Source organism: Pseudomonas nitroreducens, from assembly GCF_024170165.1.
GTDB classification, from domain to species: Bacteria; Pseudomonadota; Gammaproteobacteria; order Pseudomonadales; family Pseudomonadaceae; genus Pseudomonas; species Pseudomonas nitroreducens_C.
The window spans coordinates 1-17,964 of sequence record NZ_JALJXP010000020.1 but is presented as its reverse complement, the minus strand read 5'-3'; the positions used below and the strand labels follow the sequence as shown (position 1 = coordinate 17,964).

3 protein-coding genes are annotated in these 17,964 nt (G+C 65.0%); 2 read left to right on the top strand and 1 reads right to left on the bottom strand.

Annotation, left to right across the window (positions count from 1 at the left end; genetic code table 11):
• Nucleotides 1–18: 18 nt before the first annotated feature.
• On the bottom strand, nucleotides 19–1,380 hold the full coding sequence (locus J2T47_RS28150; protein ID WP_045209747.1) for a TolC family outer membrane protein: 1,362 nt from the start codon (nucleotides 1,378–1,380) through the stop codon (nucleotides 19–21).
• 339 nt (nucleotides 1,381–1,719) lie between these two features.
• Between J2T47_RS28150 and J2T47_RS28145 the strand changes: the two genes are divergently transcribed.
• Together J2T47_RS28145 and J2T47_RS28130 are read left to right on the top strand one after the other, a co-directional pair.
• Entirely contained in the window at nucleotides 1,720–17,031 is a 15,312-nt protein-coding gene (locus J2T47_RS28145; protein WP_301295716.1) for a retention module-containing protein, read from the top strand.
• Between the two features lie 115 nt (nucleotides 17,032–17,146).
• Nucleotides 17,147–17,476, top strand: coding sequence for a tryptophan synthase subunit beta (locus J2T47_RS28130; RefSeq protein ID WP_081517608.1), 330 nt, complete (start codon nucleotides 17,147–17,149; stop codon nucleotides 17,474–17,476).
• The last annotated feature ends 488 nt before the right edge of the window (nucleotides 17,477–17,964 follow it).

Here is a 17,964-nt window from a genome sequence, read left to right as displayed (position 1 = left end):
GATGCTCTCTCGGGCTGGTTAGTTGAGGCCGGGCAGCTGGACTTTCGGCTTGATGTCTTCGGAAGCCACCGCGGCCATCGGCGCGACCACGCCCTGGCTCTTGAGCAGCTCGCCCAGGGTGGCCTTGATGCGGTACTGGGTGAACAGTTCGGTGTACTTCAGGTCGACCAGACGGCGCGAAGCGTTGAACAGTTCGTTCTCGCTGTCCAGCAGGTCGAGCAGGGTGCGCTCGCCGATGGTGAACTGCTTCTGGTAGGCCTCGCGCACACGGGTGCTGTAGTCCACGTACTGGCGGGCGATCGGCAGCTGGTCGCGGGCGTTGTTCAGGGCGTTCCAGGACAATCCGAGTTCCTCGTTCAACTGGCGCAGGGCATTGTTACGGATATCCAGGGCCTGGTTCGCCTCATACGACTTGGCTTCCAGCTCGGCCTTGTTGCTGCCACCGGCAAACAGGTTGTAGCGCATGCGCAGCATGGCCTGCCATTCGTTGTTGTGGCCTTCTTCTCCGTCGAGGTTGTTATCGGCACCTCGGGAAAGTTCTGCATCGAATCTCGGATAGAAGGTCGATTTCGCCGCGTCGTACTGCTTCTCGGCGGCGGCCACGTCGGATTCCGCGGAGCGCAGGATCGGGCTGTTCTCCACCAGTTGGCGACGGGCGGCCTGCAGGTCTTCCGGCAGCTGGCCGACAAGACCGGTCGGCTCGCTCAGCTCCACCGGGTCGCTGCCCACCACGCTGTAGTAGTTGGTGCGGGCGTCGGCCAGGTTGGTCTTCTCGGTCATCAGGTTGTTCTGCGCCTGGGCCAGGCGGGCTTCGGCCTGGTCCTGGTCGGCGAGACGGCCGACGCCGCGGGAGCTGCGCAGGCTGATCTGGTCGTAGACACGCTGGTGATTCTTCAGGTTGTCCTCGGCCAGGCGAACCATTTCCTGGCGACGCAGCACGTCGGTGTAGACCTGAGCGACGTCCAGCGCGGTGCGCTCGGAGGTACCCAGCAGCGCGTAGGCGCGGGAGTTGACGTTGGCCTGCTGGCGGCCGACTTCGCTGGAGGTGGCGAAGCCGTCGAACACCATCTGGCGCAGCGCGAGGTTGGATTCGCCACGGTTCAGGGTGTCCCAGTGGTCGCCCTGGCCACGGGTGGTGGTGTTATCCGAACCCTCACGGCCGTAACCGGCGGTCAGGTCGACGGACGGCAGGTAACCACCCTTCGCAGCGCGCAGTTGCTTGTCCGCAGCGAGACGCGAGTTCACCCCGGCCTGGATTTCCGGGTGGTACTCCAGGGCCTTCTGCATGGCCTGGTTGAGGGTGTCGGCCTGCACCGGCAGGGCAACGGGAATGACGAAAGCCAGGGCGAAGGGCACGGCTTGAGCGAATCGCATGCGCATGAGGAAAACATCCTTATCAGTGAGATAGCCGCAGCGATTCGATTGCCGCGAAGTAGCGTCAAAAGACCGGCGAATAGCTGCAAGGAAAGCATCAAAAAGCGTGATGAATTTCACGCTAAATTTTTTTAGGCGGCGCACCGATATCAAAGTGACATCGATTTGCCAATTGTTTAGGATGGCAATCGAATGGTCAATACATTGGCATATACGTAATTTCGATACGCTATAAGCCAAATGATTGACGCCAAATTTTTTGCTCTTAAAGACAAAGGAATGCCTCCTGAGCCGACCTCACCTGCGGCCGGTCGGCAACCAGGCAAGCCTCACCAGGAGAAGTGCATGAGCAGCGTCGTCGCCGTCGTAAAAAGCATCATCGGCCAAGTGATTGCGGTATCCCCCGAAGGCGCCCAGCGCGTCCTGGTCGAAGGTGACCGCATCTACCAGGGCGAGCAGCTGCTCACCGGCGCTTCCGGCGCGGTGACGCTCGACGTCGGCAAGGGCAAGCTGGTCGACCTGGGCCGCGACAGCCAGTGGAGCAGCGCCGACCTGCCGCAGGCCGAGGCGCATCACGCCGCCGCGCAGCCGGTCAACGCACCGAGCACCGAAGACCTGCAGAAAGCCATCGCCGCCGGCCTCGACCCGACCCAGGCACTGGCGCCCACCGCAGCGGGCCCGACTGCCGCGCCTTCGGCCGCTGGCGGCAATGCCGGCGTTGGCGGCGGCCACAGCTTCGTGGTGCTGGATGCCACCGCCGGCCGCGTCGACCCGAACATCGGCTACAGCACTTCCGGCCTGGACAACGGCGGCGCTGCCGGTGACGAGCGCCAGAACGAACTGCCGGCCAACCTCGCGCCGCAATTCGAAGACGGCGGCAACGGCGTGCTGAACCTCACCACCGCCGAAGACACCCTGCTCACCGGCGCCTTCTCCGCCCGCGATCCGAATGGCGACCTGATCTCCTACAGCGTCGGCCAGGCGCCGGCCAACGGCCTGCTGGTGCTCAACCCCAACGGCACCTGGCAATACAACCCCAACGGCGACTACAACGGCGCCGACAGCTTCACCGTGATCGTCACCGACAGCCGTGGCGCGTCCAGCACCCTGGTGGTGAACGTCGGTATCACCCCGGTGAACGACGCCCCAGTGGCCACTGGTACCTATACCAGTACCATCACTGACACTGCCGCCAACGACAGCTTCGCCGACATCAAAGGCCAATTGAGCGCCACCGACGTCGACGACACCAACCTGACCTGGAGCGGCAGCGCCAAGGGCGCCTATGGCGAGCTGACCGTCAACGCCGACGGCAGCTACACCTACGTGGTCGACGCCAATGCGGTGAACGCCCTGCCACTGGGCCAGAACCCGAGCGAGAGCTTCACCGTCACCGTCACCGATCCGTCCGGTGCCACCGCTACCCGCGTCATCACCATCAACGTCCAGGGCGCCAACGACACCCCGGTCGCCCAGGATGGCCAGGCCAGCGGCAACGAGGACAGCGTGATTGGCGGCCAACTGCTGGCCACCGACCGCGACACCGGCAGCAGCCTCACCTTCACCACCAACGGCAATCCGCCGGCGGGCTTCACCCTGAAGCCGGACGGCAGCTGGACCTTCGATGCCAAGGACCCGGCCTACCAGCACCTGGCCGAGGGCGAGACCCAGGTCGTGCAGGTGCCCTACACCGTCACCGATGAGCATGGCGCGACCAGCACCGCCACCCTCACCGTGACCCTGACCGGCACCAACGACGCGCCGGTCGCCCTGCCGGGTGCAGCCACCACCGAAGAAAACACCGTGCTCAACGGCCAGGTGCCGGCCGCCTCCGACGTGGACGGCAACGTCGCCGGCTACCAGCTGACCACCGGTGTCGGCAACGGCAATGGCAACCTGACCTTCAACCCGGACGGCAGCTACAGCTTCAACCCCGGCAAGGACTTCGACAGCCTGGCCCAGGGCGAGACCCGCGACGTGACCTTCACCTACCAGGCGAAGGACAACAACGGCGCGCTGAGCGACCCGCAGACCATCACCATCACCGTCACCGGCACCAACGACGCGCCGGTCGCCCTGCCGGGCGCAGCCACCACGGAAGAGAACACCGTTCTCAACGGCCAGGTGCCGGCCGCCTCCGACGTGGACGGCAGCGTCGCCGGCTACCAGCTGACCACCGACGTCGGCCAGGGCAACGGCAGCCTGAGCTTCAATCCGGACGGCAGCTACAGCTTCAATCCCGGCAAGGATTTCGACAGCCTGGCCCAGGGCGAAACCCGCGACGTGACCTTCACCTACCAGGCGAAGGACAACAACGGCGCGCTGAGCGACCCGCAGACCATCACCATCACCGTCACCGGCACCAACGACGCAGCGGTGATCACCGGCCAGACCAGCGGCAGCGCCGATGAAACCAATGCCCCGGTCACCATCGATGGCAAGCTGGACATCAGCGACGTTGACGGCCCGGCCAGCTTCCAGGTCCAGACCGGCACCGCTGGCGACTATGGCAAGTTCAGCGTCGCCGCAGACGGCAGCTGGACCTACGTCACCAACGAGGCCTTCAACGCGCTGAAGGACGGCGAGCACCAGACCGAATCATTCAAGGTCCTGGCCGCCGATGGCACCAGCACCACCGTCACCGTGACCCTCATCGGCACCAACGATGCGCCGGTCGCCTCCGCCGACACCGCCACCACCGAGGAGAACGCCGTTCTCAACGGCCAGGTTCCGGTCGCCACCGACGTGGACGGCACCGTCGTCAGCTACCAGCTGACCACCGACGTCGCCCAGGGCAAGGGCTCGCTGACCTTCAACGCCAACGGCAGCTACAGCTTCAACCCGGGCACCGCGTTCGACCACCTGGCCGCCGGCGCCCAGGAGACCGTGACCTTCACCTACCAGGCGAAGGACAACAACGGCGCGCTGAGCGATCCGCAGACCGTCACCATCACCGTCACCGGCACCAACGACGCGCCGGTGGCCTATGCCGACGGCGTCACCACCGAAGAGAACACCGTCTTCAACGGCCAGGTTCCGACAGCCTCCGACGTGGACGGCAGCATCGCCGGCTACCAGCTGGCCAGCGGCGTGGGCGCCAACAACGGCACCCTGACCTTCAATGCCGACGGCAGCTACAGCTTCAACCCCGGCAAGGATTTCGACGGCCTGGCCGAAGGCGAATCCCGCGACATCACCTTCACCTACCAGGCGAAGGACGACAACGGCGCCCTGAGCGACCCGCAGACCATCACCATCACCGTTACCGGCAGCAATGACGCGCCGGTCGCCAGTGCCACCACCGGCGCGGTGAAGGAAGACGCGCAGATCAGCGGCCAGCTCGCCGCCACCGATGCCGACAACGGCGCCCAGCTCAGCTACGCCCTGGACAAGACCGCTCCGGCCGGCTTCAGCGTCGACGCCGACGGCAAGTGGACCTTCGATGCCAGCGCCAGCGAGTACCAGCACCTGAAAGCCGGCGCCACGCAGACCGTCAGCATCCCGTTCACCGTCACCGACGAGCACGGCGCCACCAGCTCCAGCAGCCTGACCATCACCATCACCGGCACCAACGATGCGCCGGTGGCCAATGCAGCAGCCGCCAAGGCCACTGAAGACAAGCTCAGCTTCGGCAAACTGACCGCCAGCGACGTCGACGACGGCGCCAAGCTCAGCTTCAGCCTGAATGACAAGGCGCCGGCCGGCTTCACCCTGTTCAAGGACGGCACCTGGGCCTTCAGCGGCCTCGACTCGGCCTACCAGAGCCTCGCCGTCGGCGAAACCAAGGTGCTGTCGATCGACTACACCGTCACCGACGAACACGGCGCCACCAGCTCCAACACCCTGACGCTGACCGTCACCGGCACCAACGACACGCCGATCGCCCTGCCCTCGCTGCTCAATGGCGTGAAGGAAGATGCGCAGATCAGCGGCGAGCTGAAAGCCATCGACGTGGACAACGGCGCGCAGCTCACCTACAGCCTGAACAAGGCCGCTCCGGCGGGCCTGATCCTGGGCAGCGACGGCAAGTGGAGCTTCGATGCGAGCGATGCCGCCTACCAGCACCTGAAAGCGGGTGCGACCCAGCTCATCAGCGTGGGTTACACCGTCACCGACGAACACGGCGCCAGCACCCAGAGCGTGCTGGTGATCACCGTCACCGGCACCAACGATGCGCCCATCGCCAACGCGGCGCCCCCTGTTGCCGCCAACGAAGACCAGGTCAGCCAGGGCAAGCTGACGGCCACCGACGTGGACGACGGCGCCAAGCTGAGCTTCAGCGTTTCCGGCAACCCGCCGGCCGGCTTCACCCTGAAGACCGACGGCAGCTGGACCTTCGACGGCAAGAACCCGGCCTACCAGTCCCTCGCCGAAGGCGAGACCAAGAACATCCAGGTCAAGTACATCGTCACCGACGAACACGGTGCCACTGACACCCAGACCCTGACCATCACCGTCACCGTCACCGGCAGCAACGACCCGGCGGTAATCGGCGGCGTGGCCAGCGTTGATGTCAACGAGACCAATGCGCCGGTCACCACCGGCGGCCTGCTGACCGTCAGCGATGTCGACGGTCCGGCCAGCTTCCAGGCGCAGAACAACGTCGCCGGCAAGTACGGCACCTTCAGCCTGGGCAGCGACGGCACCTGGACCTACACCGCCAAGGATGCCTACAACGAGCTCAAGCAGGACGAGAAGCTGACCGACAGCTTCACCGTCAAGGCGAGCGATGGCACCAGCGCCACGGTCACCGTGAACATCATCGGCACCAACGACGCGCCGGTGGCATTCGGCGACAGCAAGACCACCGGCGAGAATGCAGCCTTCACCAGCCAGGTTCCGCTGGCGACCGATGTCGACGGCAGCGTCGTCGGCTACGAACTGGCCACCGGCGTCGGCCAGGGCCATGGCAGCCTGACCTTCAACGCCGACGGCAGCTACACCTTCGAACCGGGCACCGACTTCGACCATCTGGCCGCCGGCGAAAGCCAGGACGTCACCTTCACCTACCAGGCGAAGGACGACAACGGCGCGCTGAGCGACCCGCAGACCATCACCATCACCGTCACCGGCAGCAACGACGCCGCGGTCATCAGCGGCCAGACCTCGGTCAGCGTCTACGAGACCAACGCACCGGTCAGCACCAGCGGCCAGCTGGCCATCAGCGATGTGGACAGCCCGGAAACCTTCCAGGCGCAGAGCAACGTCGCCGGCAAGTACGGCACCTTCAACCTGGGCGCCGACGGCCAGTGGACCTACACCGCCAAGTCCGCCTACAACGAGCTGAAGGTCGGTGAGACCCTGGTCGACACCTTCGCCGTGAAAGCCGCCGATGGCACCGCCTCCAGCGTCACCGTGAACATCGTCGGCACCAACGACGCGCCGGTCGCCTACCCGGCCACCGCCAGCGCGGTCGAAGGCGGCATCAAGGACCCCGGCGTCGTGGCCGGCGCCACCGACGGCTCGTCCGTCACCCTGACCATCACCACCACCCAGCCGGGCGAGGCGGTCAGCTTCAACTGGAAGTTCAGCACCAACGACGAATCGGCCTTCAACGATTTCGCCTACGTGCAGGTCAACGGCCAGAAGGTGCAGCTGCTTTCCAGCGTGGCTCTGGTCGGCGACGGCGGCAGCTCGGGGCTGCAGACCTTCCAGCAGGTGTTCGACAAGCCGGGCACCTACACCATCGTCCTGGGCGTTTCCGATGCCGTCGACAAATCCGTCGACTCGACCCTGGTGCTGAGCAACCTGCCTTCGCAGGCGAGTGTCGGCAACGTGGTCGGCCAGGTCACCCACATTGGCAGCAACTGGACCCTGACCACCAGCGGCGCCAACAACACCACCCTGACCAACCAGCTCAAGCCGGTCAGCGAGATCACCGGCAAGCTGCAGGCCACCGACGTCGACCACGACGCCCAGCTGACCTTCAGCACCGCGCAGAACACCGCCGGCTTCACCCTGAAGTCCGACGGCAGCTGGCTGTTCGACGCCAAGGACCCGGCCTACGACCACCTCGCCCAAGGCGAGACGCAGACGCTGGCGATCAACTACACCGTCACCGACGAACACGGCGCCACCGGCACCAGCACCCTGACGCTCACCATCACCGGCACCAACGACGCACCGGTCGCCGGGGTGATGAAGGAAACCGTCTACGAAGACAGCAAGATCGGTGGCCAGCTCGCCGGCAGCGATGTCGACGACAACGCCGCGCTCACCTTCGCCACCACCGGCAACCTGCCGGCGGGCTTCAGCAGCGACAGCAGCGGCAAGTGGAGCTTCGACGCCAGCAACGCGGCGTACCAGCACCTGGCCGTGGGCGCGACCCAGGTCTTCACCGTCAACTACAGCGTCACCGACCAGTACGGTGCGAAGAGCAGCAGCACCCTGACCATCACCGTCATCGGCACCAACGATGCGCCGCAGGCCAAGGCCGCCAGCGCTTCGGTGAATGAAGACAAGATCAGCGGCGGCACGCTCACCGCCACCGACGTCGACGATGGCCACGCGCTGTACTTCAGCCTGAAGGACGCGGCGCCCAGCGGCTTCACCCTGAACGCCAACGGCACCTGGAGCTTCAACGGCAACCACGCCGACTACCAGAAGCTCGGCGCCGGTGAAACCCTCGAGCTGCAGATCAAGTTCATCGTCACCGACGACAAGGGCGCCACCGACGAGAACGTCCTGACCCTGACCGTGAACGGCAGCAACGATGCCGCGATCATCAGCGGGGCGAAGATCGTCAACGTCTACGAGACCGACGCGCCGATCACCACCACCGGCAAGCTGGACGTCAGTGACGTCGACGGCCCGGACACCTTCCAGGCGCAGACCAACGTCGCCGGCAAGTACGGCACCTTCAACCTGGGCACCGACGGCGCCTGGACCTACGTCGCCAGGGACGCCTACAACGAGCTGAAGCCGGGCCAGATCCTGACCGACACCTTCACCGTGAAGGCCGCCGACGGCACCAGCTCCAGCGTCACCGTGAACATCCTCGGCACCAACGATGCGCCCACCGCGTACGATGACAGTGTCACCATCGACGAGAACGGCCGCGTCAACGGCAAGGTCCCGGCCGCTACCGATCCGGACGGCAGGGTATCCAGCTACCAGCTGGTCACCGACGTCGGCCAGGGCAATGGCTCGCTGAACTTCAACTCCAGCGGCACCTACCACTTCGAACCGGGTAGCGACTTCGACCACCTGGCCGCCGGTGAGAGCCAGGTCGTCACCTTCACTTACCAGGCGAAGGACAACAACGGCGCGCTGAGCGATCCGAAGACCATCACCATCACCGTCACCGGCAGCAATGACGCCGCCGTCATCAGCGGCGTGAAGTCCAGCAGCGTCAACGAGACCGACGCGCCGGTCAGCACCGGTGGCAAGCTCAACGTCAGCGACGTCGACGGCCCGGAAACCTTCCAGGCGCAGAGCAACGTGGCCGGCAAGTACGGCACCTTCAACCTCGGCACCGACGGCAACTGGACCTACGTCGCCAGCAGCGCCTACAACGAACTGAAGGTTGGCCAGACCTACACCGACACCTTCACCGTGAAGGCCGCCGACGGCACCAGCGCCACCGTGACCGTGAACATCGTCGGTACCAACGACGCGCCGGTGGCCTTCGATGGCACCGCAACCACCGGGGAGAACACGGTCTTCAACGGCCAGGTCCCGACCGCCACCGATGTCGACGGCACCATCGCCAGCTACCAGCTCGCCAGCAACCTCGCCGCCGGCAAGGGCACCCTGACCTTCAACGCCAACGGCAGCTACAGCTTCAACCCGGGTAGCGCCTTCGATCACCTGGCTGCCGGCCAGAGCGAAACTGTGTCCTTCACCTACCAGGCCAAGGACAACAACGGCGCGCTGAGCGATCCGCGGACCATCACCATCACGGTCAACGGCACCAACGACGCCCCGGTCGCCTACGCCGACAGCCAGACCACCGAAGAGAACACCGTTCTCAACGGCCAGGTCCCGACTGCCACCGACGTTGACGGCACCGTCGCCAGCTACCAGCTGACCACCAACGTGGCCGCCGGCAAAGGCACCCTGACCTTCAACACCGACGGCAGCTACAGCTTCAATCCGGGTGCTGCCTTCGATCACCTGGCCGCCGGCCAGAGCGAAGCCGTGACCTTCACCTACCAGGCGAAGGACAACAACGGTGCGCTGAGTGACCCGCAGACCATCACCATCACCGTCAACGGTTCCAACGACGCAGCGGTGATCACCGGCCAGACCAGCGGCAGCGCCGACGAAACCAACGCCCCGGTCACCATCGACGGCAAGCTGAACGTCACCGACGTCGACGGCCCGGCCAGCTTCCAGGTCCAGACCGACACCGCCGGCAACTTCGGCAAGTTCAGCGTCGCCGCTGACGGCACCTGGAGCTACGTCACCAACGAGGCCTTCAACGAACTGAAGGACGGCGAGCATCAGACCGAGTCCTTCACCGTCCTGGCTGCCGACGGCACCAGCACCAGCGTCACCGTGACCCTCATCGGCACCAACGACGCGCCGGTCGCCTACGCCGACAGCAAGACCACCGAAGAGAACACCGTTCTCAACGGCCAGGTTCCGACTGCCACCGACGTTGACGGCACCGTCGCCAGCTACCAGCTCACCACCAACGTGGCGGCTGGCAAAGGCACCCTGACCTTCAACAGCGACGGCAGCTACAGCTTCAATCCGGGCGCTGCCTTCGATCACCTGGCCGCCGGCCAGAGCGAAGCCGTGACCTTCACCTACCAGGCGAAGGACAACAATGGCGCGCTGAGCGATCCGCAGACCATCACCATCACCGTCACCGGCAGCAACGACGCAGCCGTCATCGGCGGCTTGTCCACGGCCAACGTGTACGAGACCGACGCCCCGGTCACCACCAATGGCCAGCTGAGCATCAGTGACGTCGACAGCCCGGAAAGCTTCCAGGCACAGAGCAGCACCGGCCAGTACGGCACCTTCAACCTCGGCAGCGACGGCGCCTGGGTCTACACCGCCAAAGAAGCCTACAACGAGCTGAAGGACGGCCAGACCCTGACCGACACCTTCACCGTGAAGGCCTTCGACGGCACCAGCACCACCGTCACCGTGAACATCGTCGGCACCAACGACAAGCCGGTGGCGTTTGCCGACACCGTCAATACCGACGAAAACGCCGTGTTCAACGGGCAAGTCCCGGTCGCCACCGATATCGACGGCACCGTCGCCAGCTACCAGCTGACCACCAACGTGGCCGCCGGCAAAGGCACCCTGACCTTCAACACCGACGGCAGCTACAGCTTCAATCCGGGTGCCGCCTTCGACCACCTGGCCGCCGGCCAGAGCGAAGCCGTGACCTTCACCTATCAGGCGAAGGACAACAATGGCGCGCTGAGCGATCCGCAGACCATCACCATCACCGTCAACGGCTCCAACGACGCAGCGGTGATCACCGGCCAGACCAGCGGCAGCGCCGATGAAACCAACGCCCCGGTCACCATCGACGGCAAGCTGGACATCAGCGACGTCGACGGCCCGGCCAGCTTCCAGGTGCAGACCAACACCGCCGGCACCTTCGGCAAGTTCAGCGTCGCCGCTGACGGCACCTGGAGCTACGTCACCAACGAGGCCTACAACGAGCTGAAGGACGGCGAGCACCAGAGCGAGTCCTTCACCGTCCTGGCTGCCGACGGCACCAGCACCAGCGTCACCGTGACCCTCATCGGCACCAACGACGCGCCGGTCGCCTACGCCGACAGCAAGACCACCGAAGAGAACACTGTTCTCAACGGCCAGGTTCCGACTGCCACCGACGTTGACGGCACTGTCGCCAGCTACCAGCTGACCACCAGCGTGGCCGCCGGCAAAGGCACCCTGACCTTCAACACCGACGGCAGCTACAGCTTCAATCCGGGCGCTGCCTTCGACCACCTGGCCGCCGGCCAGAGCGAAGCCGTGACCTTCACCTACCAGGCGAAGGACAACAATGGCGCGCTGAGCGATCCGCAGACCGTCACCATCACCGTCACCGGCACCAACGACGCCGCCGTGATCACCGGCCAGACCAGCGGCAGCGCCGACGAAACCAACGCCCCGGTCACCATCGGCGGCAAGCTGAACGTCACCGACATCGACGGTCCGGCCAGCTTCCAGGCGCAGACCAACACCGTTGGCACCAACGGCAAGTTCAGCATCGCCACCGACGGCACCTGGACCTACGTGGCCAATTCCGCCTTCAACGAACTGAAGTCCGGCGAACACCTCGTCGAGACCTTCATCGTGAAAGCGGCCGACGGCACCAGCAGCAACGTGACCGTCACCATCAACGGCACCAACGATGCGCCGGTTGCCTATGCCGATACCCAGAGCACCGGCGAGAACACCGTGTTCCAGGGCCAGGTTCCGGTCGCCACCGACGTCGACGGCACCATCGCCAGCTACCAGCTGGCCACCGGTATCGGCGGCGGCAAGGGCTCGCTGACCTTCAACAGCGATGGCAGCTACACCTTCAACCCGGGCACCGCCTTCGACTACCTGGCGGCGGGCCAGACCCAGGACGTCACCTTCACCTACCAGGCGAAGGACAACAACGGCGCACTGAGTGACCCGAAGGCCGTCACCATCACCGTCACCGGCACCAACGACGCCGCCGTGATCACCGGCCAGACCAGCGGCAGTGCGGACGAAACCAACGCCCCGGTGACCATCGGCGGCAAGCTGATCGTCAACGACGTCGACAGCCCGGCGGTCTTCCAGGCGCAGACCAACACCGTCGGCACCAACGGCAAGTTCAGCATCGCCACCGACGGCACCTGGACCTATGTGGCCAACTCCGCCTTCAACGAACTGAAGGCTGGCGAACACCTCACCGAGACCTTCGTCGTGAAAGCCGCCGACGGCACCAGCAGCAACGTGACCGTCACCATCAACGGCACCAACGATGCGCCGGTTGCCTACGCCGATACCCAGAGCACCGGCGAGAACGCCGTGCTCCAGGGCCAGGTCCCGGTCGCCACCGACGTCGACGGCACCATCGCCAGCTACCAGCTCGCCACCAACGTCGCCGCTGGCAAAGGCACCCTGACCTTCAACGCAAACGGCAGCTACACCTTCAACCCGGGCACGGCCTTCGATCATCTGGCCGCCGGCGCTCACGAAACCGTGACCTTCACCTACCAGGCGAAGGACAACAACGGCGCACTGAGCGATCCGAAAACCATCACCATCGACGTCACCGGCACCAATGACCGCCCGGTTGCCGTCGACGGCACCGCGTCCACCGGAGAGAACACCGTTCTCAACGGCCAGGTCCCAACCGCCACCGACATCGACGGCACCGTGGTCGGCTACCAGCTGACCACCGATGTCGCCCAGGGCAAGGGCAGCCTCGTCTTCAACGCCAACGGCAGCTACACCTTCAACCCGGGCACGGCCTTCGACCACCTGGCCACCGGCCAGAGCGAAACCGTCACCTTCACCTACCAGGCGAAGGACGATGCCGGCGCGCTCAGCGATCCGAAGACCATTACCATCACCGTCAATGGCAGCAACGACGCCCCCAATGGCACCGACAACACCATCACCCTGAACGAAGACAGCAGCCGCAGCTTCACTGCCGCCGACTTCGGCTTCAGCGACGTGGACGCCGGCGACACCCTGAGTGGCGTGCGCATCGACAGCCTGCCCACCAATGGCACGCTGAAGTTCAATGGCAACGCCGTGAGCGCAGGCCAGGTGATCGACGCCGCCGACCTCGGCAAGCTGGTATTCACCCCGGCCGCCAACGCCAACGGCAACAACTACGCCAACTTCACCTTCTCGGTGAAGGACAGCAGCAACACCTACGACACCACGCCGAACAAGATCACCTTCAACGTGACGCCGGTGAACGACGCCCCGGTGGCGGTGAACGACAACTTCACCGTCAGCGGCCTGAAGGGCAACTACTGGGGCTACAACGAAGGCCCCGATGGCACCAACCTGATCAGCCTGAGCCAGGTGACCAGCTTCATGGCCGGGCACAACCCGAGCGCCACCTTCACCTCCACCACGCTGAACTACAACCTCAGCGGCGGCGACCTGGGCGGCGACGGCAACCTGCAGAAGTTCCTCGGCAACGACGCCGGCTCGCTGAACACCGACCCGGCGAACACCTCCGATGCGATCATCCAGCTGACCGGCGCGATCAACCTCAACGCCGGCAACTACCAGCTGCGGGTCAACGCCGACGATGGCTTCAGCATCAAGATCGATGGCGTGGAAGTCTTCAAGTACGACAACATCCAGAGCCCGACAGGCCGTGAATCGGCGGTGTTCACCATCGCCCAGAGCGGTAGCCACAGCATCGAGATCGTCTACTGGGATCAGGGTGGCCAGGCCCAGCTGCAGGTGGAAATGCGTCCGCAGAACGGCACCTACGCCACCGTCGGCGGCACCGCGCTGACCCACACCGTGGGCGAGCTGGTGACCAACGAGGACACCGCGCTGACCATCGCTCCGCAGACCCTGCTGGGCAATGACAGCGACGTGGACGGCGACAGCCTGACCATCGTCAGCGTGCAGAACGCGGTGAACGGCAGCGTGAAGCTCGAGGGCGGCAACGTCGTCTTCACCCCGGCCAAGGACTTCAACGGCAGCGGCAGCTTCACCTACACCATCAGCGACGGCCACGGCGGCACCAGCACCGCCACCGTCACCGTGGGCGTCAACGCGGTGAACGATGCGCCGGAAGCCAAGAACGACCTGCAGACCACCGGCGAGAACAGCACGCTCAACGGCCAGGTCCCGGCGGCTACCGACATCGACAGCGCGGTCAACCCCAACGGCTATGCCCTGGTACAGAACGTCGGCGCCGGCAACGGCACCCTCACCTTCAACGCCAACGGCAGCTACGTGTTCAACCCGGGCACCGACTTCGACTCGCTCAACGTCGGTGAATCGCGCCAGGTGACCTTCACCTACACCGCCAAGGACGCCCAGGGCGCCGTCAGCGCACCGGCCACCGTGACCATCACCGTGACCGGCAGCAACGACCTGCCCACCGCCACCGCCAGCAGCGTGACCCTGAACGAAGACGGCAAGCGCAGCTTCAGCGCCAGCGACTTCGGCTTCAGCGACAAGGACGCCGGCGACACGCTCAAGGCGATCCGCATCGACAACCTGCCCACTGCCGGCAGCCTGACCCTCAATGGCCAGTCGGTGACCGCCGGCCAGGTGATCGCCGTCAGCCTGCTCGCCAGCCTGGTCTACACCCCGGTGGCGAACGCCGCGGGCAATGCCTACGCGACCCTGAAGTTCTCGGTGCAGGACAGCCACGACGGCTTCTCCAGCTCGTCCAGCACCCTGACCTTCAACGTCACCCCGGTAAACGATGCGCCGCTGTCGGCGGACGCTTCGGCCAGCATCTACGCCGGCAAGACCTACACCTTCGGCACCAAGGACTTCGCCTTCAGCGACACCGCGGACTCCGCCAACGGCCAGAACCACAGCCTGCAGAACATCCTGATCAAGGCCCTGCCGGACTCCGGCACCCTGCTGCTCAACGGCCAGGCCATCAGTGCCGGCAAGGCCGTCAGCGCCAGTGACATTGCCGCCGGCAAGCTGACCTTCGTACCGGACGCTTCGGGTTCCAACGCGCACTTCAGCTTCGCCGTGCAGGACAGCGGTGGCGTGGCCAACGGCGGCGTCGACACTTCGCCGACCTACGGCTTCGACATCCACGTCGGTCAGGTGCAGATCCCGTCCACCAACCCCAACGGCGACAACACCCTCACCGGCGGCTCGGGCGATGACGTGATCCTCGGCGACGTCGGCGGCATCAAGACGCTCACCCAGGGCGGCACCAATTACAACATCGCCCTGGTGGTCGACACCTCCGGCAGCATGGCCTACAACCTCGCCGGCCAGTCCGGCGCGGCCTACGCCAACTCGCGGATGAAGCTGGTGAAGGATGCGCTGATCAGCCTGGCCAACGAGCTCAAGGGCCATGACGGGATCATCAACATCTCCCTGATCGGCTTCCAGAGCACCGCCAGCCTGAAAGTCGACATCGCCCACCTGTCCGACGCCAACATCAACCAGTTGGTCAACGCCATCGGCCAGTCCCAGAACCAGGGCCTGCAAGCCGTCGGCGGCACCGACTACCAGGAAGCCTTCGGCCAGGCAGTCAGCTGGTTCAACACCCAGAAGAACGGCTACGAGAACATCACCCTGTTCCTCACCGACGGTGACCCGACCGAGTCCAGCGGCAACGGCTCGCTGATGCAGAACACCACCCAGGCCTTCGCCAGCCTGTCGGCGCTCAGCGAGGTCCGCGCCATCGGCATCGGCACCAGTGTCAACGAGAGCACGCTCAAGTACTTCGACAATACCAATGTCACCGGCATCGGCACGGTCTACAGCACCGCGACCAACACGCTGTTCACCTTCGACAACAACAGCGCGCTGCCGGGCTGGACCCTGAGCAAGAGCTCTACCGGCTCGGTCGGCATCTCGGGCAACAAGCTGAACATGACCGACACCAGTGCGGCCGGTTCGAGCACGGCTATCACCTCGGACCTGACCGTCGCCAAGAACACCACCTCGAGCTTCAGCTTCGACTTCACCGAGAGCATGCGCAGCGGCGACACCTTCACCTGGACGCTGAAGCAGTACGTCGACGGCGCCTGGACGCAGGTAGAAACGCACACGCTGACTTCCACGTCGAGCAACACCACCTACACCACCGACAAGACCGTGGGCGAAGGTACCTATCGCATCGACTTCGTACTGACCGACAACACCACTTCCGGCACCGCGAGCATCACCCTCGACAACCTCAAGCAGATCGTCAACACCTATGCCCCGGTCGGCCAGGTGGACATCGTCAAGCAGGCCAGCGACCTCACCGCCGCGCTGCATGGCGGCTCCACCTCCACCGAACTGGCGCCCTCGGGCCATGACACCATCACCGGCGGCGCGGGTGACGACATCATCTTCGGTGACACCATCAACACCGATAACCTGCCCTGGGGCGTCAACGGCAACCCGGCCAAACCGGCCGACATGCCGGCGGGCTCGGGTGTCAGCGCACTGTCGGCCTTCCTCGAGCTGAAGAACGGCCACGCCGCCACCAGCGACGAGATGTACGACTACATCAAGGCCAACCACGCACTGTTCAACGTCGAGGGCGATACCCGTGGCGGCAACGACCACCTGTATGGCGGCGATGGCAATGACATCCTCTACGGCCAGGGCGGCAACGACTTCCTGTTCGGCGAGAATGGCAACGACATCCTCTTCGGCGGCACCGGCGACGACCAGCTCACTGGCGGCAAGGGCGACGACATCCTCACCGGCGGTGCAGGTGCCGACACCTTCATCTGGAAGGCCGGGGATCTCGGCAACGACACCATCACCGACTTCAAGGCCGGTGAAGGCGACCGCATCGACATCAGCGACCTGCTACCGGAGACCGCGCACAACGACATCCTCAGCTACCTGAAGGTGGACACCACGACCTCGACCCTGCAGGTGAGCACCACCGGGCAGATCAACAATGGCGGGGCCGCAGACGTCACCATCAAGCTGAGCGGGGTCGATCTCTCCGCCTACGGCTCGACTTCCACCGAGATCGTCAACAAGCTGGTGGCGGGTTCCGACCCGGTGGTCAAGACTGAGCATCACTGATCCGCGGTTGCCGCCAGGCTTCCAAACGGTCAGGCTCTGACACGACGACAGCGGGGCTACCCTTCGGGGTGGCACCGCTGTCGTTCCTTCACATCACGAGAAATGGGGACGGTCGATGCTGTACATCCAGCGCAACGCCGAGGGGAGAATCTCGCGCGTCGAGGACGCCGAGTTCGACGGAATGACCGGCACCCTGCCGGCGGACCACCCGGACATCCAGGCCTGGGCGGCCGAAAGCAGCCTGCTGCAACTCAAGCAGAGCGACCTGGACATGATCCGGGTACTGGAAGACCTGATCTCGGTGCTGATCACCAAGGGCGTGATCCGCATCACCGACCTGCCGCCGGCGGCGCGCTCCAAGCTGCTCAACCGGACCCAGGCGCGTGAAGCCCTGGGCGGGCTGACCCGGCTGATCAATGACGACGAGGAAACGGGGCTGATCTGAGCCCCGTTTTTCTTTCAGGACCTGTAGGAGCGGCCATGACCGCAATCGCGTCCATGGGGCGCTCCTAAAGGCCGGCACTGTCGTTTCGGTATACGTAGGAGCGGACTTTGTCCGCGATGCTTTGGGATTGGGTGTTCTGCGCCGCTTCGGCGTGCACGCGGACTTCCTGTTTCGCCCCCTCGGGCGACCCCTGAAACCCCGATCACCTTCGGCCTCTTGAAAGGGGCACTTCGGCGCGGCGGGTATTTTTCTGGAAGACGTCAAAACAAAGTGCAGGAGCCAAGAGCTGTTCGCGAGCAAGCTCGCTCCTACGAAGAGCCGCACACCCGCCCCAGTTCCAGATTTGGCTTTGGCTCTGGAGGACTTCCAGAGAAACAGCCGCGTACTCCGACTGCCCCGTTCAGGAGGCCTCGTTGAAGCGGAGTTTCAGGGGTTGAGCGACATGGATGTCGCGAGAGCCGCGATGGGCCAGGGATGGCCCTTCGCGG

Excerpts from the sequence above, each read along its gene's own strand:
- J2T47_RS28150 (WP_045209747.1), bottom strand. The coding sequence starts at position 1,380 with ATGCGCATGCGATTCGCTCAAGCCGTGCCCTTCGCCCTGGCTTTCGTC.
- J2T47_RS28145 (WP_301295716.1), top strand. The coding sequence starts at position 1,720 with ATGAGCAGCGTCGTCGCCGTCGTAAAAAGCATCATCGGCCAAGTGATT.
- J2T47_RS28130 (WP_081517608.1), top strand. The coding sequence starts at position 17,147 with ATGCTGTACATCCAGCGCAACGCCGAGGGGAGAATCTCGCGCGTCGAG.